Source organism: Pedococcus badiiscoriae, assembly GCF_013408925.1.
Taxonomy (GTDB): Bacteria; Actinomycetota; Actinomycetes; order Actinomycetales; family Dermatophilaceae; genus Pedococcus; species Pedococcus badiiscoriae.
In genome coordinates, this window is sequence record NZ_JACCAB010000001.1 from 2639985 (window position 1) to 2659713 (window position 19729).

Annotated in this window: 19 protein-coding genes and 2 tRNA genes; 8 read left to right on the forward strand and 13 right to left on the reverse strand. The window is 71.5% G+C overall.

Annotation, left to right across the window (positions count from 1 at the left end; genetic code table 11):
• Window positions 1–4: 4 nt before the first annotated feature.
• A complete protein-coding gene (locus BJ986_RS12450) occupies window positions 5–2122 on the reverse strand; it encodes a RecQ family ATP-dependent DNA helicase (protein WP_179422265.1) in 2118 nt (705 codons plus the stop codon).
• A gap of 48 nt (window positions 2123–2170) precedes the next feature.
• Between BJ986_RS12450 and BJ986_RS12455 the strand changes: the two genes are divergently transcribed.
• A complete protein-coding gene (locus tag BJ986_RS12455; RefSeq protein WP_179422266.1) occupies window positions 2171–2668 on the forward strand; it encodes an acyl-CoA thioesterase in 498 nt (165 codons plus the stop codon).
• The gene (locus BJ986_RS12460; protein ID WP_179422267.1) at window positions 2668–3291 is read left to right on the forward strand and encodes a DUF8185 domain-containing protein; all 624 of its coding nucleotides are present in this window, start codon (window positions 2668–2670) and stop codon (window positions 3289–3291) included. Before BJ986_RS12455 ends, BJ986_RS12460 begins: the two co-directional genes overlap by 1 nt.
• On the opposite strand, the gene BJ986_RS12465 is transcribed toward BJ986_RS12460, so the two are convergent.
• Both BJ986_RS12465 and BJ986_RS12470 read right to left on the reverse strand, forming a co-directional pair.
• Entirely contained in the window at window positions 3273–4652 is a 1380-nt protein-coding gene (locus tag BJ986_RS12465; RefSeq protein ID WP_179422268.1) for an MFS transporter, read from the reverse strand. The two genes, BJ986_RS12460 and BJ986_RS12465, sit on opposite strands and share 19 nt — an antisense overlap.
• Window positions 4649–5443, reverse strand: coding sequence for a glycerophosphodiester phosphodiesterase (locus tag BJ986_RS12470; RefSeq protein WP_179422269.1), 795 nt, complete (start codon window positions 5441–5443; stop codon window positions 4649–4651). Before BJ986_RS12470 ends, BJ986_RS12465 begins: the two co-directional genes overlap by 4 nt.
• 161 nt (window positions 5444–5604) lie before the next feature.
• Here BJ986_RS12470 and BJ986_RS12475 point away from each other — a divergent pair, with 161 nt between their 5' ends.
• Window positions 5605–6306, forward strand: a complete 702-nt coding sequence (locus tag BJ986_RS12475; RefSeq protein ID WP_179422270.1) for an ANTAR domain-containing protein — start codon at window positions 5605–5607, stop codon at window positions 6304–6306.
• 4 nt (window positions 6307–6310) lie between these two features.
• On the opposite strand, the gene BJ986_RS12480 is transcribed toward BJ986_RS12475, so the two are convergent.
• The 5 genes from BJ986_RS12480 to pepN all read right to left on the reverse strand — a co-directional run bounded on the left by BJ986_RS12480 (window position 6311) and on the right by pepN (window position 12524).
• Entirely contained in the window at window positions 6311–6613 is a 303-nt protein-coding gene (locus BJ986_RS12480) for a hypothetical protein (protein WP_179422271.1), read from the reverse strand.
• Window positions 6614–6853: 240 nt separating this feature from the next.
• Window positions 6854–8584, reverse strand: a complete 1731-nt coding sequence (locus BJ986_RS12485; protein ID WP_179422272.1) for a glycoside hydrolase family 13 protein — start codon at window positions 8582–8584, stop codon at window positions 6854–6856.
• Between the two features lie 61 nt (window positions 8585–8645).
• The gene (locus tag BJ986_RS12490; protein WP_179422273.1) at window positions 8646–9056 is read right to left on the reverse strand and encodes a globin; all 411 of its coding nucleotides are present in this window, start codon (window positions 9054–9056) and stop codon (window positions 8646–8648) included.
• Window positions 9053–9982, reverse strand: a complete 930-nt coding sequence (locus tag BJ986_RS12495) for a mechanosensitive ion channel family protein (protein ID WP_179422274.1) — start codon at window positions 9980–9982, stop codon at window positions 9053–9055. The genes BJ986_RS12490 and BJ986_RS12495 overlap by 4 nt, the downstream gene beginning before the upstream one ends.
• Complete coding sequence (gene pepN, locus BJ986_RS12500; protein WP_179422275.1) at window positions 9975–12524, reverse strand: aminopeptidase N; 2550 nt, start codon at window positions 12522–12524, stop codon at window positions 9975–9977. The genes BJ986_RS12495 and pepN overlap by 8 nt, the downstream gene beginning before the upstream one ends.
• A 158-nt stretch (window positions 12525–12682) precedes the next feature.
• On the opposite strand from pepN, the gene BJ986_RS12505 reads away from it, so the two are divergent.
• The 3 genes from BJ986_RS12505 to BJ986_RS16805 all read left to right on the forward strand — a co-directional run bounded on the left by BJ986_RS12505 (window position 12683) and on the right by BJ986_RS16805 (window position 15038).
• Window positions 12683–13309, forward strand: coding sequence for a mycothiol-dependent nitroreductase Rv2466c family protein (locus tag BJ986_RS12505; protein ID WP_179423840.1), 627 nt, complete (start codon window positions 12683–12685; stop codon window positions 13307–13309).
• 36 nt (window positions 13310–13345) lie between these two features.
• A complete protein-coding gene (locus tag BJ986_RS12510) occupies window positions 13346–13813 on the forward strand; it encodes a ribose-5-phosphate isomerase (protein WP_179422276.1) in 468 nt (155 codons plus the stop codon).
• Window positions 13814–13940: 127 nt separating this feature from the next.
• Window positions 13941–15038 (forward strand): SpoIIE family protein phosphatase, encoded by a 1098-nt coding sequence (locus tag BJ986_RS16805; RefSeq protein WP_202881248.1) that lies wholly within the window; start codon window positions 13941–13943, stop codon window positions 15036–15038.
• A gap of 56 nt (window positions 15039–15094) precedes the next feature.
• Here BJ986_RS16805 and BJ986_RS12520 read toward each other — a convergent pair whose 3' ends face one another.
• Entirely contained in the window at window positions 15095–15601 is a 507-nt protein-coding gene (locus BJ986_RS12520) for a DUF4395 domain-containing protein (RefSeq protein WP_179422277.1), read from the reverse strand.
• A 102-nt stretch (window positions 15602–15703) separates the two neighbouring features.
• Between BJ986_RS12520 and trmB the strand changes: the two genes are divergently transcribed.
• The gene (gene trmB, locus BJ986_RS12525; RefSeq protein ID WP_179422278.1) at window positions 15704–16363 is read left to right on the forward strand and encodes a tRNA (guanosine(46)-N7)-methyltransferase TrmB; all 660 of its coding nucleotides are present in this window, start codon (window positions 15704–15706) and stop codon (window positions 16361–16363) included.
• Window positions 16364–16409: 46 nt separating this feature from the next.
• Here trmB and BJ986_RS12530 read toward each other — a convergent pair.
• Window positions 16410–16483 (reverse strand) — tRNA-Gly (locus BJ986_RS12530).
• 85 nt (window positions 16484–16568) lie between these two features.
• On the opposite strand from BJ986_RS12530, the gene BJ986_RS12535 reads away from it, so the two are divergent.
• Window positions 16569–16642 (forward strand) — tRNA-Pro (locus BJ986_RS12535).
• A 194-nt stretch (window positions 16643–16836) separates the two neighbouring features.
• Here BJ986_RS12535 and BJ986_RS12540 read toward each other — a convergent pair.
• From BJ986_RS12540 to BJ986_RS16095, 3 genes are all read right to left on the reverse strand, one after another.
• Window positions 16837–18285 (reverse strand): dihydrolipoyl dehydrogenase family protein, encoded by a 1449-nt coding sequence (locus BJ986_RS12540; RefSeq protein ID WP_179422279.1) that lies wholly within the window; start codon window positions 18283–18285, stop codon window positions 16837–16839.
• Between the two features lie 106 nt (window positions 18286–18391).
• On the reverse strand, window positions 18392–19282 hold the full coding sequence (locus BJ986_RS12545; RefSeq protein WP_202881249.1) for a S53 family peptidase: 891 nt from the start codon (window positions 19280–19282) through the stop codon (window positions 18392–18394).
• Window positions 19248–19586: a hypothetical protein gene (locus BJ986_RS16095; protein ID WP_202881250.1), complete on the reverse strand. Its 339-nt coding sequence runs from the start codon at window positions 19584–19586 to the stop codon at window positions 19248–19250. Before BJ986_RS16095 ends, BJ986_RS12545 begins: the two co-directional genes overlap by 35 nt.
• Between the last annotated feature and the right edge of the window lie 143 nt (window positions 19587–19729).

Consider the following 19729-nt stretch of genomic DNA (forward strand, 5'->3'; position numbering starts at 1 on the left):
CGGGTCAGGCGTCCAGCGCCAGCACGAAGGGGAGCACTCCGCTGGCGCCGGCCCGGCGCAGGGCGGCGGCGGCGACGGTGAGGGTCCAGCGCGAGCTGGCGATGTCGTCGACGAGCAGGACGGGGCCGTCGAGCCGCTGCAGCGCTGAGGCCTGCTCGGGGCTGACCTCGAGCCGACCCCACACGCCGGCCAGCCGGAACGCGCTGTTGCCACCGGCCTCGCCGACCGGACCGCCGTCCACCGGGTCGAGGGCGCCGAGCCACTGCATGCGGCCCAGCTCAGCGATCCCCGTGCCCAGTGACTCGACCAGCCGCGGCCTGGTGCGGGAGGGCACCATCGCGACGGCCACCGGGCGCTGCGCCCAGCCCCAGTCGCGCAGGATCGGCACGCAGGCACGCAAAAGCTCCGGGGGCACCGGCGCGTCGGGGGCTCGCAAGAGGCCGCGCAGCTGCTGTCCCCAGCCGAGGTCGGTCAGTCTGGCCACCGCGCGGCCCGTCTCCATCGCCTCGTCCGGCTTGATCTTGCCGCGCACGGGTACGCCGAGGCGGTCCATCCCCGATGGCCACTGCGCGCGGGCCTCCAGCTCGACCCCTGCTCGCTCCAGCCGGCCGCGGGCCGTCGTGACCGCCGTCTGGGGGATCTCGGTCGGGAACCAGACCCCGGCGCACGAGTCGCAGCGGCCGCACGGCGCGGCGGAGTCGTCGTCCAGGGACTCCTGGAGGAAGGCCATGCGGCACTGGGCGGTCTGCTCGTAGGCCACCATCAGGTCCTGCTCGCGCACCCGAGCGGCGGTGACCCGCTCGTACCGCTCGGCGTCGTAGCTCCACGGCTCGCCGGTGGACGTCCACCCGCCGGGCACCCGCTGGACCGCGCCGTCGACGTCGAGCACCTTGAGCAGCAGCTCCAGGCGGGTGCGACGGATGTCCACGATCGACTCCAGCGCCACGGTGGACAGCGCCTTGCCGGAGCCTGCCAGGGCGGTCAGCACCGCGTCGGCCTGCTCCTGGCGGGGCATCGACGCGGACGCGAAGTAGGCCCAGATGTCCTTGTCCTCCGGGCCGGGCAGCAACAGCACGTCGGCGCGCTCGGTCGCGCGGCCCGCACGACCGACCTGCTGGTAGTAGGCAACGGGCGAGGACGGTGCACCCAGATGGAGCACGAACCCGAGGTCCGGCTTGTCGAAGCCCATTCCCAGGGCGGAGGTCGCGACCAGCGCCTTGACCTGGTTGTCGCGCAGCATCGCCTCGAGCCGCTCACGATCGGCGGGGTCGGTGCGCCCGGTGTAGGCGCGCACCTCGTGGCCGGCCTCGCGCAGGGCCACGGCGATGTCCTCGGCGGCCGAGACGGTCAGGGTGTAGACGATCCCGCTGCCGGGCAGCGAGTCGAGGTGGGCGAGCAGCCACGCCAGGCGCTGCTCGGGCGAGGTCAGGGCCATCACGCCGAGGCGCAAGGAGTCGCGCGCGAGCCCGCCCCGCAGGGTCAGCACGTCGTGACCGCCGGCGCCGAGCTGCTCGACGACGTCGGTCACGACGCGGGCGTTGGCCGTGGCGGTCGTCGCCAGCACGGGGGTGCCCGCGGGCAGGACGGTGAGCAGGTCGCGGATCCGCCGGTAGTCGGGACGGAAGTCGTGGCCCCAGTCGGAGACGCAGTGCGCCTCGTCGACCACCAGCAGCCCGCACCGCCGGGCCAGGTCGGGCAGCTGCTCGTCGCGGAACCGGGGGTTGTTGAGCCGCTCGGGACTGACCAGCAGGACGTCGACCTCGTCGGCGGCGAGCGCCGCCGAGACCTCGCCCCACTCGTCGGCGTTGGCGGAGTTCATCGTGACCGCGCGGATCCCCGCCCTGCCTGCGGCTGCGACCTGGTCACGCATGAGGGCGAGCAGGGGCGACACGATCACGGTCGGGCCAGCCCCCTGCGCGCGGCGAAGGGCTGTGGAGACGAAGTAGACGGCGGACTTGCCCCACCCGGTGCGCTGCACCACGAGCACCCTGCGTCGACCGCTCACCAGCGCCTCGACCGCGTCGAGCTGGCCGTCGCGGAAATCCGCATCGTCGCGCCCCACCAGCCGGCGGAGCACGGTCGTGGCCTGGGTGCGCAGGTCGGGTGGTGCGGTGGTCTCCATGGCGAACACCGTATGCCGCCGGCCCGACAGCCCTGCGAGGATGTCCACATGCCCAGCGACCGGAGTCCCGAGCCCGCCAGCGCTCCCGCAGCGCGCTACCGGGTCAACGTGCCGCTGCGCTGGAGCGACATGGATGCCTACGGGCACGTCAACAACGTGCAGTTCCTGCGGCTGCTCGAGGACGCCCGGGTGATCGGCTTCGAGGACTGGTTCGGGCAGGACCGGTCCGTGCTGTCCGAGGGCATCCTGGTGGCTCGCCACGAGATCGAGTACCTCGCTCCGCTCCTGTTCCGGGTGCCCCCGATCGTCGTGGAGATGTGGGCGACCAAGATCGGCGGTGCCGGTTTCGACCTGGCCTACGAGGTGCGCGACGGCCGCGCCGTGACCGATGGCGGCCAGGGCGACGTCGTCTATGCCCGCGCCGAGACGACCCTCGTCCTCTACGACTTCACCACGAGCACGCCGCGACGGATGGACCCGTCCCTGCGCGCCATGCTCGAGGAGCATTCGGGGAGTCCCGTGCCGTTCCGCTGGCGGCGACGCTGATGGAGCTCACCTTCCCGGACACTGCGGGCCTCGAGGACCTGCGGACCTACGTCGCCCGCGCCAAGGCGGCCGCCGAGGACGGCGCGATCCGCCTGCAGGCGCAGGGTCAGACCCTCGCCGCCTACGTCGGGGTGCTGCCGGGCAGCGGCCTGATGGCCGAGGGTGTGGTGATCGGACTGAGGGTCATGCCGCTGGCAGCCCCGGCCCACCTCGACACCACCGTCTCGCTCGCGGCGCTGGGCGACCGGCTCGCGCGGGGCGATGGTGCCACGGTGCCCGTGCCGCCCATGACGGTGAACGTCGCCTGGGCCGCGATGGCGCCCCCACGCGGTGGCTGGGAGCGCGTCGGTGCGCTCGCCGCGGACGAGGTGCATGCCGTGGCCCGTCAGGGCATCGAGGAGGTCGCCGCGGGAGTGCCCGCAGGTGCCGGGGGAGCGGCCGTCACCGCGCTGCGCAAGCAGGTGTGGGGACGCCTGACGGCCACGGCCCCACCGGTCCCCGCGGGCGGTGCGTTCGCGGCATACGTGCTGGGGTTCGCGGCGCCGGGCTCCGAGGTGACGGTGTGGGCGAACGGGCGCTGGACGCGCCTGTCGACCCCGGCGGGTCATGTCCTGATCCGCTGACCGGCCACCACCACGAGGCTCGCGACCAGGCTGAGCCCGAGCCACATGGTGACGAAGACGGGTACGTCCTGACCGGCCACGGTGTGGCGAGCCGCGAACACGGCGCCGGCGGCCGCGATCCCGAGCACCGACCCGAGGACGTCTGCGAGCTGCAGCGACGACGACGTCGAGCCGTGGTCGGCGGCCGGGGTCAGCGTGAGGGACAGCACCGACAGGCTGGCAGTGCCCAGGCCCATCCCGAGTCCGCACGCGACGAGGGCCACGGCGACCCACCACGGGTGCCAGTCGAAGTGGGTGACCGCGACGACCCCGAGGAGCCCGAGGGTCAGCAGTCCGCCCCCGGCGACGACGAGCCGGTGACGCTGGCCCGCCCAGCGGTCGCGACCCTGCACCCAGGAGCCCGCCGACCACCCCAGTGAGCCGATGGCGAGGATCGTGCCAGCGGTGCCGAGGGACTGCCCGCGCTCGTTGACGAGCATCAGCGGGATGTAGGTGATGGTGCCGAAGAACGAGCACGTCAGCAGGGACCGGGCGAGCATCACCGACGGCAGCCCGCGGCGCATGAACCAGGTGCCACGGGGCAGCAGCCGCGGGGCGGTGGCGGCGATGCCGAGGACCCCGGCCAGTGCGACTGCCGTCTGGACGGACCAGCCCGGCGCCAGGTCGTGGGTGCCCCATTGCAGGGCTCCCGCCGAGGCCGCGATCAGCACCCCGAACCAGGCGGCGCGGGCGTGCTCCCGCCGGTCGCGGCTGGACTCCTCGATGCCCGCGCTGGCGCCGGCGATCTGCCCGCGCCGGGCGAAGACCAGGGCGACTGCCACCACGACGGGAAGCACGACGAGCCAGAACACCCACCGCCACGACCACGTGGTCGTGACCCAGGCGGCGATCGGCGGGCCCAGCAGCGAGGGCAGGACCCACGCGGCGGAGATGACGCTGAACACCTTGGGGCGCAACGACTCCGGATAGGCACGACCGATCACGACATAGCCCGCGACGATGATGAGCCCGGCCCCGAGTCCGGCGACCCCACGCCCGGCGAGGAACGGACCGAAGGCCTGAGAGCCACCGCACAGGCCGCACCCGGCCGCGAAGAGCAGCTGGCCGGCGAACAGCGACGGCAGCGGCCCGGAGCGGTCGCACCACACCCCGGCCAGGACGATGCCCAGCAGCTGCGTGGTCAGCATCACCGAGAACGCGAGTCCGTAGGAGCGCACGGCATGCAGGTCGCGGGCGGCGTCCGGCATCGCCGTCGAGACCGCCATGCCCTCGAAGGCGATGACGGTGATCAGGGCGAGCAACGCGATGGACAGCAGCAGGTAGCGCGGATGGAAGACCCCCGCGCGGGGCTGGCCCGTCACCGGCCCAACGGTACGCCGCGGTCGGTGAGCACCGCGGCAAGGGTGTCGATGCGGTCGGACACGATGCCGTCCACGCCGAGGTCGAACAACCGGTGCATCTCGGCCGCGTCGTCGACGGTCCAGACATGGACGTGCTTGCCCATCGCGTGGACGCGATCGACGAGGGCCGGGGTGACCAGGTCGAGTCGGCGATTCCCGACCAGGTGCCCCGTCGGGATCTGGAGGACGGGGGCGGGGGAGCGCAGCCAGCCCGCGATCCGTTGCGGTGCCAGGCGCAGGGCAGCGACCTCGGCGGGCCCCGCCGCGGTGGCCAACCTCGGCCCGAGCAGGCGCCGCACCGCCCGGAGCCGGCGGTCCGAGAACGATCCCACGCACACCCGGTCGATCGCGTCGTGGGAGCGGATGACCTCAGCCAGGGGCTCGATGGCGCCCGGTGCCTTGACGTCGATGTTGATGCGAGCGTCCGGGAGCTCCTCGAGCAGGTCGGACAGCAGCGGGATCGGCTCGGTCCCGTTGATCCGTGCGGACTGCACTGCGGCATAGGGGATCTCGGCGATCCGGCCGGAACCGTCAGTGACCCGGTCGAGGCTCGCGTCGTGGAACGCGAGCAGCACCCCGTCGGCCGTGGCATGGACGTCCGTCTCGAGGTAGCGATACCCCATCCGTACGGCCTCGCGGAACGCGGGAAGGGTGTTCTCCAGCCGCACGTTCGCCGGGAGCTTGGCGCCCCCGCGGTGGGCCAGCCCGATGGGCGTCGGCGCATCGAAGTAGGCGAAGTCCGCTGCTCTCACCGGTCCATTCTCGGGGGGGTGGTGCGAACGTCGCCGCGCGGGGCGGTCGGCGGCGCGCCGATCTCGGGGAAATCGGCCGTTGCTTCGCCTCCATGCGCCTGACCTGCGGGAATACAGTGACCTCAGCAGAGCCGGCCGGGCGCTGGCGAAAGGGGTTCGCCGTGTATGACCAGCTCGATCTCCTGCGGACGCTGTCCGCGTTCACCGGCGACCTCGTCAGCGACTACGACATGGAGGACATGCTCGAGAGACTTGCCGAGCGGGTCACCGCCGTCCTCGGCCTCGCGGGCAGCGGCGTCTCCCTCGATGACGACGGACGACTCGAGTTCGTATCGGCCGTGGCCGGCCCGGTGGCCCAGCTCGAGCGCCTCCAGGAGACGCTGCAGCGCGGGCCCTGCGTCGACTCCTGCTACTCGGGGTTGCCGGTCGCGGTGGGCGACGTGCGGGAGGCCGAGGACCGGTGGGGTGACTACGCCCAGGTCGCCCTCGGCCTGGGGATCAACGCGGTGGCCGGCATCCCGATGACATTGAAGGGCAAGGGAATCGGGGCGCTCAACCTCTATGCCACCGAGGTGCGCGAGTGGTCCGCCGAGGACGTGGCCGCGGCCCAGGCGCTGGCCGACATGGCCACGGCCTACCTCGCCAACGCGTCACGGCTCCAGCACCAGGTGGACCTGTCCGAGCAGCTCGCCCGGGCGTTGTCCTCGCGGGTCGTGGTCGAGCAGGCCAAGGGAGTGCTCGCCGAGGCGGCCGGGATCGGCGTGGACGAGGCGTTCCAGCGGATCCGGGCCTGGGCGCGCAACCACAACACCCCGCTGCACACGGTGGCCACCCGGGTGGTCGAGGAGGGCCTGCGGCCCTGACGCCTCAGGGCAGGCCGGGCAGCTTGCCACGTCGCCCCGTGATGCGCCTCGACCTCAGCTCCGCCACGAGGGCGCGCTCGCGTGCGATCCACGGCTGGCGGGCCGGGTTCACCACCAGTCGCCCGTTCCGTAGGACGAACGGCTCCAAGTCGCGCAGCATGTCCTCCGCCTCGGTCAGGCTGACCACGAGCGTCCGCACGGTCTCGGACGGTAGGTGCAGCGCAGGGGGAAGGGGAGTCATCGGGCGGTCTGGCTCGGGCTGGCTCTGGGTCTGGAGCTGGCTGTGGGTCTCGACCTGTTGGGTCACGGTTACCTCCGCGTGGCATGCCGTCAGGGCACTGCCGTGCGGTCCAGAGCAGTCGTGTGTTTGTCGTCCCCCGGCCCGGGTGGCGATGGTTGCGATCATAGGCTGACGTGCGCCGATACGCACCCCCTCTGGGCAAAAAGCCGCATTCAGGACACTTCGCCACAGCCGCAAAAAGCCTCAGACGCGAAGAAGGGGTATGTCGCGTGGTGACCACGCGGCATACCCCTCCTGGCGGTGGTGCTAGAGCGCTGCCCAGACCGTGGTGTCGGCGGGCACCAGGCCGTCGTCGGTCAGCGGACCCGAGGCCACCAGGACGGACGCACCGTCCGGCAGGGCCACCGGGTCGGCGCCGAGGTTCGCCACCACGAGGGTGTCCTCACCCTGGCCGGTGTTGACCAGCGCGACCACGTCGTCGCCGAACCCCTCGACGAACCGCAGTCCGCCGGTGCCGAGGTCCCGCTCGCGCCGGGTCCGCAGCAGCGTCCGGTAGAGCTCGAGGGTCGAGCCGTCCACGCCGTCCTGCTGGTCGACGGCGTACTCGCCGTAGATCGCCGGCTGGGGCAGCCACGTCTGGTCCGAGGGCCCGAAACCGAAGGACGGGGCGTCCTTCTGCCACGGGATCGGCACGCGGCAGCCGTCGCGACCGAGCTCCTTGCCACCCGAGCGCAGGAACGTCGGGTCCTGCCGGAACGCGTCGGGCATGTCGGTCGAGTCGGGCAGGCCCAGCTCCTCCCCCTGGTAGAGGTAGGCCCCTCCGGGCAGCGCCAGCATCAGCTGCGTCGCCGCACGGGCACGCTGCAGGCCGAGCGCACGGTCGGGCTGCAGGTCGTCGGCGCCGATGCCGTTGGGCCGACGTCGTCCGACCGGCAGGCCGAGCCGCGAGGCGTGCCGCACGACGTCGTGGTTGGACAGCACCCACGTGCTCGGCGCCCCGACGGAGTCTGCCGCCGCGAGGGAGGACTCGATGACCTGGCGCAGGTCCGGGGCACGCCACTGGCTCATCAGGAAGTCGAAGTTGAACGCCTGGTGCATCTCGTCGGGGCGGACGTAGCGCACTGCGCGCTCCTGCGGCCTGACCCAGGCCTCGGCCACGAGGATGCGGTCCGGCTCGCCGTACTCGGCCAGCACCGAGTGCCAGCGACGGTAGACGTCGTGCACGCCGTCCTGGTCCCACATGGGCGGCATGGGTGCGCCGGGCTTCACCTCACCGTCGAGGATGTGCAGCTCGACGTCGTAGTCGGGCAGCCCCTGCTCCTTGATGAGGCCGTGCGCCACGTCGACCCGAAAGCCGTCGATGCCACGGTCCAGCCAGAAGCGCAGGATCGACTCGAACTCGTCGCCGACCTCGGGGTTGTCCCAGTTGAGGTCGGGCTGCTTGACGTCGAACAGGTGCAGGTACCACTGGCCCGGCCGGCCGTCGGCCTCGGTGACGCGGGTCCAGCCGTCGCCACCGAAGACGGAGTGCCAGTCGTTGGGCGGCATGCTGCCGTCGGCGCCCTTGCCGTCCCTGAAGATGTAGCGGTCGCGCTCGGGACTGCCGGGCCCGGCCGCCACGGCTGCCTTGAACCACTCGTGCTCGTCGCTCGTGTGGTTGGGCACCAGGTCGACGATCACCTTGAGGCCGAGCTCGTGCGCCTTGGCGACCATGGCGTCGGCGTCGTCGAGCGTGCCGAAGAGGGCGTCGATGCTGCGGTAGTCGGCCACGTCGTAGCCGGCGTCCGCCTGGGGGGAGGCGTAGAAGGGGCTGAACCAGACCGCGTCGACGCCGAGCGCCTTGAGGTAGTCCAGCCGCGCGGTCACACCGGGCAGGTCGCCGATGCCGTCGCCATCCGCGTCGGCCCAGGACCTGGGGTAGATCTGGTAGATCACGGCCTGCCGCCACCAGGCGGCCTCGGCCGGGGCAGCGGGGTGCAGGAGTGCGGGTTGGGTGGATAGGGGTTGGGTGGGTTCAGTGGGGAGGGTCGTCGTCACGGTCAACCATGCTGACGCATCGAACGCGTTCGGGGAAACCGGGTTCACTCCTCGTCCGGGTTCACTCCTCGTCGAGCGAGTTGACCATGGAGTGCGCCGCGCGCTCGAGGTAGTCGCGCAGCAGGAGGTCGTTGGCCGGGGGAAGCTCGAGCGTGTCGACGGCCGCCATCATGTGCAGCAGCCAGCGGTCCCGCTGCGCGGGGGTCACCTTGAAGGGGTGGTGGCGCATCCGCAGCCGGGGGTGGCCGCGCTGCTCGGAGTACGTGCCCGGTCCGCCCCAGTACTGCTCGAGGAACTGCCGCAGCCGGACCTCCGCGGGACCCAGGTCGGCTTCGGGGTAGAGCGCGCGCAGCGGCGGGTCGCTGGCCACGCCGCGGTAGAACTCGGCGACCAGCTTGGTGAAGGTCTCGTGCCCGCCCACCTGCTCGTAGAACGTCCCGAGCTGGCCGCCCGGGCCCGGTCCGGTGCTCATGCGCCCGTCGGCCCGTACGGCGAGATGGGGGGCGCCTGGACGCCGTGCGCGTCGAAGGCGGCCTTGACGCGCTCGCGGATCTCTCGGGAGATGCCGTACTGCTGCTCGGCGACCGTCTTGACCACCACGCGGATGGTGACGGCCGAGCCGGTGATGGACTCGACGCCGACGACCTGGGGCTCCTCGAGGAGGATGTCGTGCCACTCGGGCGACTCGTCCAGCTGGTGCACCACCTCGCGGATCAGCGGAATGACCCTGTCCAGGTTCTCCGCGTACGAGACGGGAATGTCGATCGTGGCGTTCGCCGAGCCCTGGCTCTTGTTGCCGATCCGCATGATCTCGCCGTTCCGGACGTACCAGACGACGCCCTGGCCGTCTCGCAGGCGGGTCACCCGCAGCGTCACCTCCTCGACGGTGCCGACGGTGGTGCCGGTGTCGATGACGTCACCCACGCCGTACTGGTCCTCCAGGATCATGAAGATCCCGGACAGGAAGTCCCGTACCAGGCTCTGTGCGCCGAAGCCCAGCGCGACGCCACCGACTCCGGCCGAGGCCAGGATGGGTGCGAGGGAGACCTTGAAGATGTCCAGCACGTACAGCAGGGCGATCAGCAGCACGAGCAGGGTGATGACGCTGCGCAGCAACGAGCCCATCGTGAGCGTCCGCTGGCGGCGCCGCTCGTGAGCGGTGCCGGTGGCCTGGGCCAGCGCCCGGCGTGCGCGGCCGGGCTCGGCGGACCGACGGGCCTCCGTCTTGGCGATGGTCTGGTCCACGATCCGCCCGATGGATCGGATCAGCGCCCACCGCACCGCCAGGGCCACCACGATGGTGATGACCACCGACAGGGGCTTGCCGATGAACCAGTCCCAGACTCCGTGGGGGGTGACCTTGCTGAGGGCCTTCAGGAAGGCGACTGCCTCAGGCATCGGCATCCCGCTGCTGGGCGCGCAGGGCGCGCGCGATCGGGTCGCGGTTCTCGACGACCAGGCGGCGCAACGCTGCCGGCGCGTCGGGATGGTCGGTCAACCAGGCCTGCGTCGCCTCGTACAGGCGCGCATCGGCGAGGGCCGTGGGATAGAAGCCGCGGACGAGGATCTCCATGATCGCGTGGGACGTCTTGTCCTGCACGGTGTCGAGCATCGCGTGGTACTTCTCCACGTAGGGCTCGAGCAGCGCCGTGTCGTGGACGGTCCCGAACCCCGCGGCGATGGCCTCGAGCACCGAGTTGGGCAGTCCGTCCTCCTCGACGCCGCGGCGCCACGCGGTGGCCTTGGCCTCGGCGGTGGGCAGCGCAGCCCGGGCCTGCTCGGCGCGCTCGCGACCCGTCGCGGTGTTGTCGCGCTCCAGCTCGGCGTCGATGTCGGCTGTCGTGGCCTCACCACAGGCGGCGAGCGAGGTGAGCATCGTCCACCGCATGTCGGTGTCGACGGCGAGACCGTCGAGGACCTGGGTGCCGTCGAGCAGGCCACGCAGGTATGCCGCGTCGTCCCCGCCACGCTGCTGCGCGGCATACGCGCCCACCAGCTGGAGCTGGGCGTCGCTGCCTGCCTCCGCGGCCTGGGCCAGCTCGCGCAGGGCCGCCACCGCCACGGCGACGGTCTGCTCGCGGTGGGCCGGTGCGACGTAGAGGTGCACCGTCGTCGACAGCTGCCCGAGCAGGGTGCGCAGGAGGGTGGAGTCGGTCTCCCCGGGCAGGGAGGCCAGGACGAGCGAGACGAAGTCGCGGGCAGCCATCTCGCCGTCGCGGGTCATGTCCCACGCAGCGCCCAGCACCAGCGCGCGGGGCAGGCTGTCGGTGAACCCTCGGGGGTGCGCGAGCGCCGTCGCGAGCGAGCGCGCGTCGAGGCGGATCTTGGCGTAGGCCAGGTCGTCGTCGTTGACGAGCAGCAGGTCCGGGGCGGGCCGGCCGATCAGCTCGGGCAGGTCGGTGGACTCCCCGTCGACGTCCAGCTCGAGCCGGTCGGTGCGCACGAGCGTGTCGCCCTCGACGGAGTACAGGCCGACCGCGAGGCGGTGCGGGCGCAGGGTCGCGAAGTCCGGGGCGTGGGCCTGGACGATCGACGCCGAGGAGATCAGGCCCTGGTCATCGGTGGCGATCTCGGGCCGCAGGGTGTTGACCCCGGCGGTCTCCAGCCAGAGCTTGGACCAGGTGCCCAGGTCGCGGCCCGAGGTCTGCTCGAGCTCGTGGAGCAGGTCGGGCAGCGTGGTGTTGCCCCAGGCGTGCTTGGCGAAGTAGGCGCGCAGCCCGGCCGTGAACGGCTCGCGCCCGACGTACGCCACCAGCTGCTTGAGCACCGACGCGCCCTTGGCGTAGGTGATGCCGTCGAAGTTGACCTCGACGTCAGCGAGGTCGTGGATGGGGGCCACGATCGGGTGGGTCGAGGAGAGCTGGTCCTGGCGGTAGGCCCACGCCTTCTCGGAGGTCCCGAAGGTGGTCCAGGCGCTCGTCCACTGCGTGGCCTCGGCCTGGCAGGTGGTGGAGGCCCACTCGGCGAAGGACTCGTTGAGCCAGAGGTCGTTCCACCACCGCATCGTCACGAGGTCGCCGAACCACATGTGGGCCAGCTCGTGCAGGATCGTCAGGGCGCGGCGCTCGACGATGGCGTCGGTCACCTTGGACCGGAAGACGTAGCTCTCTGTGATCGTGACCGCGCCGGCGTTCTCCATCGCGCCCATGTTGTACTCGGGCGTGAAGAGCTGGTCGTACTTCTCGAACGGGTACTCGCAGTCGAACTCGTTCTCGAAGAAGGCGAAGCCGCGCTTGGTGCAGTCGAAGATGTTGTCGGCGTCGAGGTGCTCGAGCAGTGACTGGCGGCAGAAGATGCCCATCGGCACGGTGCCTCGGCGGGTCTCGACCTCGTCGCGCACGACGGCGTACGGGCCGGCGATGAGTGCGGTGATGTAGCAGGACATCCGTGGCGTCGTGGCGAACGCCCAGGTGGCTGCGCCCTCGCCGGCCGGGGTGGGCTCGGGCGTGGGGGAGTTGGACACGACCTGCCAGTGGTCGGGTGCGGTCACCGTGAACCCGAACGTCGCCTTGAGGTCGGGCTGCTCGAAGACTGCGAACATGCGTCGGCAGTCGGCCACCTCGAACTGCGAGTAGAGGTAGACCTCGCCGTCGACCGGGTCGGTGAAGCGGTGCAGGCCCTCGCCGGTGTTCATGTATGCCGCGGTGGCGTCGACCGTCAGCGTGTTGCGCTCCGCCGTGGTCGGGACCTGCACCCGCACGCCGTCGAAGTGCGTGGCGGGGTCGAGGGCCTCGCCGTTGAGGGTGATCGCCTCGACCGAGGGGGCGATGAGGTCGACGAAGGTCGCGGCACCGGGTGTGGCGCTGGTGAAGGTCACGGTCGTCGTGCTGCGGAACGTGGTGTCCGAGGTGGTGAGGTCGAGGACGACGTCGTAGTGCTCGACGGCGATGACGGCCGCGCGGGCGGTGGCCTCGTCGCGGGTCAGGTTCTTGCCAGGCAACAGTGCTCCTGCGGAGGTTCGGGTGCGTGCGAATTGCTCGGCGGCCATCCTCGCACGCCCTGGACCGCTGACCACCACCGCTTGCACGGCCGTGGACGGGCAATGGCAGGATTGCGCAGGTGACCGTCGCCGAGACCGCCGAAGCTACCCAGACCGACATCGATGCCGAGACCCTGACGTCCGCCGAGTTCTGGTTCGACCCGTTGTGCCCGTGGGCATGGCTGACGTCACGCTGGGGCATGGAGGTCGAGCGGGTCCGTTCCGTCGACATCACCTGGTCGGTGATGAGCCTGTCCGTCCTCAACGAGGGGCGCGACCTGCCCGAGGAGTACCGCGAGATGATGGACCGCGGCTGGGGCCCGGTGCGGGTGATCATCGCCGCCGCGCGCGACCACGGTGACATGGTGGTCAAGCCGCTCTACGACGCGATGGGCGCCCGGATCCACCTCGAGGGCGAGCGCGACTTCGCCAAGGTCATCGCCGCGGCCCTCGACGAGGTCGGCCTGCCCGCTGAGCTGGCGGACTATGCCGACAGCGACGTCCTCGACGCGCAGCTGCGGGCCAGCCACCAGCGGGCCATCGACCTGGTGGGCGACGAGGTCGGCACCCCCGTGATCGCCGTCGACGGCCAGGCCTTCTTCGGCCCTGTCGTGAGCCCGGCACCCCAGGGTGAGGACGCGGGACGGCTCTGGGACGGCTTCCGCCTGGTCGCCGGGACCCCCGGGTTCTTCGAGATCAAGCGGTCCCGCACCGTGGGGCCGATCTTCGACCCGACCGACGACTGACCGACCGACGACTGACCGACGACTGAGGAGCAGCACATGCGCGTACACATCGGCGGCGACCACGCGGCATACGACGTGCTCGGTGAGCTGGTCACCTTCCTCGAGGACGAGGGGCACGAGGTCACCAACCACGGACCCCACACCTTCGACCCCGAGGACGACTACCCCGTCGCCGTGCTCCGGACCGCCGAGGCCGTCGCGGCCGACCCCGAGTCTCTGGGCGTCGTCCTGGGAGGCTCTGGCAACGGTGAGCAGATGGCAGCCAACAAGGTGAAGGGCATCCGTGCGGCGCTGTGCTACAACACGGAGCTGGCGACCCTCGCCCGTGAGCACAACAACGCCCAGGTCATCTCGATCGGCGGTCGGATGAACACGGTCGAGGAGGCCAAGGCGATGGTCGCGGCCTTCCTCGCCACCCCCTTCTCCGGCGCTCCCCGCCACCAGCGGCGCATCGACATGGTCAGCGCCTACGAGCACGACGGGACGTTGCCCCCGCAGCCCTGATCTGTGGATGTTGCGCGAGAGCGGGTGGGCTCCGACTACTGTTGACGATGGGCTGGAACAGGGGACGGCCCAGCCCGCAGACGTCAAAGGGTGCCTGCGCACCTGCCTTGCCGAAGGACCTTCACCCGTGGACATCGACAGGACGGTGCTTGCTCGCCGCTCCGTGATGTCCCGTGTCCAACGCGGCCGCGCCAAGTACGTGCGCTGGGGTCAGGCGATCACCGCTGTCGCCCTCATCCTGGTCACCGCGGGGCTGACCATCGCCATGTCCTTGTGGGCGAACTACGTCCCGTTCTCGACCTTCGTCCCGGTGGCCGTCCTGGCCGGCCTGTTCCTGACGCCCAAGGTGCTCGCCGTCGTCGACGTCGCCATCCTCGTGGCCGGGGCGTACTCGATCTGGGAGCGGGACACGACCCAGCCGGCCCTGCTGGGTGCCTACGGGGTCGTGACCGCCGTGATGGTCATCATGTTCTGGGTCGCGACGTCGAGGGCCAGGCTCGGCGTCCAGGGAAACCTCGGCGAGTCGATGCTGGTCGACCTGAGGGACCGGCTGCGCACCCAGGGTGAGCTCCCCGAGCTGCCCAGCGGGTGGGGTGCCGAGCTGTCAGTGCTGTCCGCCTATGGCGACTCGTTCTCCGGCGACTTCCTCGTCACAAGCAGGTCCGGCGACATCCTCGAGGTCGTGCTGGTCGATGTCTCCGGCAAGGGCATCGCGGCAGGCACGCGCTCGCTGCTCCTGTCCGGGGCCTTCGGCGGGCTGTTGGGGTCGATGCCCTATGAGCGGTTCCTCCCGGCGGCCAACTCCTACCTGCTGCGGCAGGCCTGGGACGAGGGTTTCGCCACCGCGGTGCACGCGATGATCGACCTGAGCACGGGCGAGTACAGCCTCGGCTCGGCGGGACACCCGCCCGGGGTGCGCTTCTCGGCAGGGTCGGGCCGGTGGGAGGTCCTCGAGGGGGACGAGGGTCCCGTCCTCGGGGTCACCGAGGGCCTGGCCTTCCCGCGGGTCCACGGACACCTGGGTCGCGGCGACGCGCTGCTGCTCTACACCGACGGAGTCATCGAGGTGCGCAACCGCGACCTGCGCGACGGGATCGACCGGATGCTCGGAACCGCCGAACGCATGATCGGCAAGGGCTTCGAGGGCATGGCGGCGAAGATGTGCGCCGCGGCGCGCGCCGGCGAGACCGACGACCGTGCGGCCGTCCTCGTCTGGCGACGCTGATCAGCTGACGGGCCTGCGGCGGTCGGCCCACGGTGGCGGTCAGTCCGCCCCGGCGGTCAGCCCGCTGTGGCGCTGGCCTGGCGTTGTGCCGCCCGCCGGGTGATGTCGGCGCAGTCGAGGCAGACCGACTCGGGGATCACACCCAGGCGCATCAACCAGCCGAACACGATGCAGCCCACGCACACCCCGGCGATTGACTCCAGGGCCGGGAACACCACCATCACGACCCCGATCAGGACCACTGGCACGGAGGTGCCGGCGAGCCAGAGGATCGTCGCGGCGGTCGTGAACACGGCACCGATCGCGGCGGCAAAGCGCTTGGGCGGTCCGGCGGTGTATCGCGGCTTCGCCGACACCTTCGGCCGGACCCAGCGGTTGACGAGCCGGGCGATCGGGCTGGCGGACGGCCCCCAGCCGCTGCGCAGCACGAAGTCCGCCGCGAGCACGGCATACACCCACCACTGGTGTGCGGCGAGGGCGACGACGCCCAGCACGAGGACGACCGCGGCGATGAGCCGGACGGTGACGTCGTCGACGATGGAGGGGAACCGGGAGATGCGCATGCTCACATTATGAGTCATATAAGCATCGGTTATCGAAGAGTGTGTCGCAGATCAAGACGCCTGGGTGACGGAGCGCCTCGCGCGGATGCCTACGCTGGTGGGATGGACGGTCACGGGCGGGTGCGCTCCTACAACGCGCGCAGGGGCCGGCTCTCCGCTCTCACCCTCGAACGCATGGAGGTCTTCGGACCCCGGCACTCGATCCCCGCATCGGGGATGCTCCTCCCCAGCGAGGCGTTCGGACGGACCGCGCCCGTCGTCCTCGAGATCGGCTGTGGGCACGGGGCGGCGGCGCTCGCCTACGCGTCAGCCCATCCCGCGCACGACCTGCTCGCCGTCGACGTCTTCACCCCGGCCCTGGCGCGGATGCTGGCCGAGGCGGACCGCCGCGGCCTGACCAACCTGTGGATGCATCGCGGGGACGCCGTGACCCTGCTCGCGGAACGGGTGGCCCCCGCCTCGCTCGCCGGCGTTCACGTCTTCTTCCCCGACCCGTGGCCCAAGTCCAAGCACGCTCGGCGGCGCTTCATCTCCGCCGAGACCCTCGACCTCATCGCGTCGCGCCTGGCTCCCGGCGGCGAGCTGCTGCTGGCCACCGACCACGACGGGTATGCCGCCCACGTCCGATCGGCGTTCGCGGCGCACGGCGGGTTCGTGGTCACCGAGGGGGAGCGGCCCTCGTGGCGACCGACCGACGGCTTCGAGGCCAAGGGGCTGGCGGCCGGGAGGCGAGTGAGCGAGTTCCGCGCCGAGGTGAGGTGACGCGAAGGCCCCCGCGCCCCGGGTGGTCCGGGAGGCGAGGGCCTCGTGGAGCGGGCGACGAGAATCGAACTCGCGTAGCTAGTTTGGAAGACTAGGGCTCTACCATTGAGCTACGCCCGCGTGGACCGGCCGCCGTCAGGGCGTCAGGTCCGAGGCGTTAGCCTAATGCCCGCGATCGCGTGGCCCGAAATCGGCTCGCCATCGACGGGGTATGGCGCAGGTTGGTAGCGCGTCCGCTTTGGGAGCGGAAGGCCGCCGGTTCAAATCCGGCTACCCCGACGAACAGCCGAGCTTGCGCAGGCTGTTGGCGGGGGAGCCTGATGCTGGGAGCGGGAGCGCACGGGCGACGAAGGAGCCCGGACGCGACCGCGGCGTCCGGCTACCCCGACGAACAGCCGAGCTTGCGCAGGCTGTTGGCGGGGGAGCCTGATGCTGGGAGCGGGAGCCCGGTGGATCCCGGCGGGCGCAGGGGGTCACACGCCGTACTCCTCCAGCAGCCGCAGCCAGATCTCACTCATCGTGGGATACGAGGGCACGGCGTGCCACAGCGTCGTCAGCGGCACCTTGCCGACCACCGCCACGGTGGCGGCGTGGACGAGGTCGGCGACGTCCTGGCCGACGAACGTCGCCCCGAGGACCACGCCGGCGTCCTCGTCGACCACGATCCGCGCCTGTCCCTGGTATCCCTCCGCCTGGAGCCCGGCGCCGGCTGCCGAGTCCATCGGCATGTCCACGACCCGGGCCCTGAGGCCCCGATCGCGGGCCTGAGCTTCGGAGAGCCCCACCGAGGCGATCTCCGGGTCGGTGAAGACCACCTGGGGAGCTCCCGCCGCGATCGCCCAGGGAGTGGTGCGGGCGGGGTCGGGCTCCCGCCCCGCGGCTCGGGCGCCGACGAGGTCCCCGACCGCTCGGGCCTGGTACTTGCCCATGTGCGTGAGCAGGACCTTCCCGTTGACGTCGCCCACGGCATACAGCCAGGGCTGGTCACCACTGACGCCGGTGACCTCCATGGCGTCGGTGACGCGGATGAAGCCGGCCTCGTTCAGCTCGCCGCCGACGCTCTCCACCCCGAGGCCCTCGGTCGCGGGCGTGCGACCGATGGCCACGAGCAGCTCGTCGGCCGTGAGCCGGTCGCCGGTGGACAGCTCGACGGTCACCTCGCCGGACGGACCGAGCCGTGAGACGGACTGCGCCTTGGTCTCGAGCAGGAGCTCGACCCCGTCGCGCCGCAGGGCCTCGGTGACGGCCTCGGCGGCGAAGGCCTCGTTCGCCCCGAGCAGCCGGGGGGTGAGCTCGATGATGGTCACCATCGACCCGAGCGCGGCGTAGACCTGGGCGAGCTCGCACGCGACGACGCCCCCGCCGAGGATGGCGAGCCGCTCGGGGATCCGCCGGCTCGTAGTGGCCTCACGGTTCGTCCAGGGCTTCGCCTCGCGCAGCCCGGGGATCGGGGGCACCGTGGGCGTCGTCCCCGTCGCCAGGATCACGGCGTGGCGGGCTCGGATCGTGCGCCCGTCGACCTCCAGGGTGCGTTCGCCCACCAGCCGGGCCACGCCGCGAAGCAGGGTGATGCCGACGTGGTCGAGCCAGCCGACCTGACCGCTGTCGTCGAACCTGTCGCTGGTCCCGATCCGGTTGACCCAGGTGTCCCGGCGGGCGAGGACCCCCTGGGGGTCGAGGTGGGCGCCCTCGGAGCCCTGCACCCGCTGCGAGGCGCGAGTCGCGTGGATCGGTCGCAGCAGGGCCTTGCTGGGCGAGCACGCGTAGAAGCTGCACTCACCGCCGACGAGGTGCTTCTCGATGATGGCGACCGTGAGGCCGGCCTTGTGGGCGCGGTCGGCGGCGTTCTCGCCCACGGCGCCGGCCCCGACGACGATGACATCCCACTCCTGCGGCGCGCTGGCCGGGTTCTCTTCAGGCATGTCCTCAACGTAGACGGCAACCGCGGCGCCTGCCCGGTGGTGGACAGCTCCGGACAACCACAGACGGCCCCGGGGGAGTCCCCGGGGCCGCCTGTGGTGCAGTCGCTCAGAACGCCGAGGTGCCGTTCGGGGTGCCCAGGCCGGTCGGCCCGTCCCAGCCGGACTTCGAGGTGCACCAGGAGGCGCAGGACCCGTTGGAGCCCGAGGTCACGTCGAAGAGGCCCGCGGGGTTGGCGTAGGGCAGCGTGTTCGCGTAGCCGCCGGTGTTGCCGCTGAGCGCGTACACCGAGGCGACGATCGGCGAGGAGAGGCTGGTCCCGCCGTACTGCGCCCACGACGAGGACGTCTTCGTCGTGGGTGCATAGGTCGCGAGGCCCGTCGCCGGGTCTGCCACGGCCGACACGTCCGCGATGGCACGGCCACCACAGCTGGTCATCGCCGAAGTCTGGCCCGCGGGCGGCGCGTTGAGGGTCGTGCAGCCCGAGCCGGCGCCGCTCCAGGCCGACTCGGACCACCCGCGGGCGCTGGAGTCCTTGACCAGCGAGGTGCCTCCGACGGCCGTGACGTAGTGGGACGAGGCCGGGAAGCTGCCGCCCTGGTAGCCGTTGTCACCGGTCGAAGCCGTGACGGCGATCCCGGGGTGGTTGTATGCCGCGCCGTACGAGCTGTCGGCGAGGTCGCCTCCGCCGTAGCTGTTGGAGATCGCGACCACCCCGGCCTGCCTGGCTGCCGTGTTCACTGCTGTCCCGAGGTCGAGCAGGCTGGCGCTCTTGGCCTGGACCAGCACGATCTTGCAGCTCGGGCAGGTGGCCGAGACCGCGTCGAGGTCCAGCGCCTGCTCGCCGGCCCACCCCGAGTTGAAGGCGGGCAACGAGGTCCCGCCGGTCTGGTTCATGATGCGCAGGCAGCCGTTGGCCGTGGTGCAGGAGGACAGACCCCACTGGCTGCGGTAGACCCCGAGGTCACGCTCGGCGTTCGGGTAGCCGTAGGCGTCCACGATCGCGACGGTCCGACCGGCCGCGGAGAGCCGTCACCTTGTAGGCGCTCTGGATGTCGGCGGGCGTCTTGCCGGAGATTGCGTGGGGCGTGACCGCTGCCCCTGAGGGATCGACGGCGTTACCCGTCGCGTCCACGAGCTTGAGGGCGTGGCACGCCGCGAGCGTGGGTGAGCTCGGGGCGGCGCACACCCGATGGGACTGCGCCTTCGGCGACGGGGCTGCCGACGCGGCGGTGACCGCGGTCGTGACCAGCCCCAGGGATGTCGAGGCCGCCAACGCGACAGAGAGGATCTGCGTACGCATACGAGGTGTCTCCTGACATGGAAGGGGGTGGCCCTCGCCGCCCCATGCGTCGAAGACTCACGTCGACCGGGGTGGCTGGCAACGGATTCCGCAGGGCAAAGCGGGTGCAGGGGAAGAAATGGGACATCGGAGGGAGTGCGCAG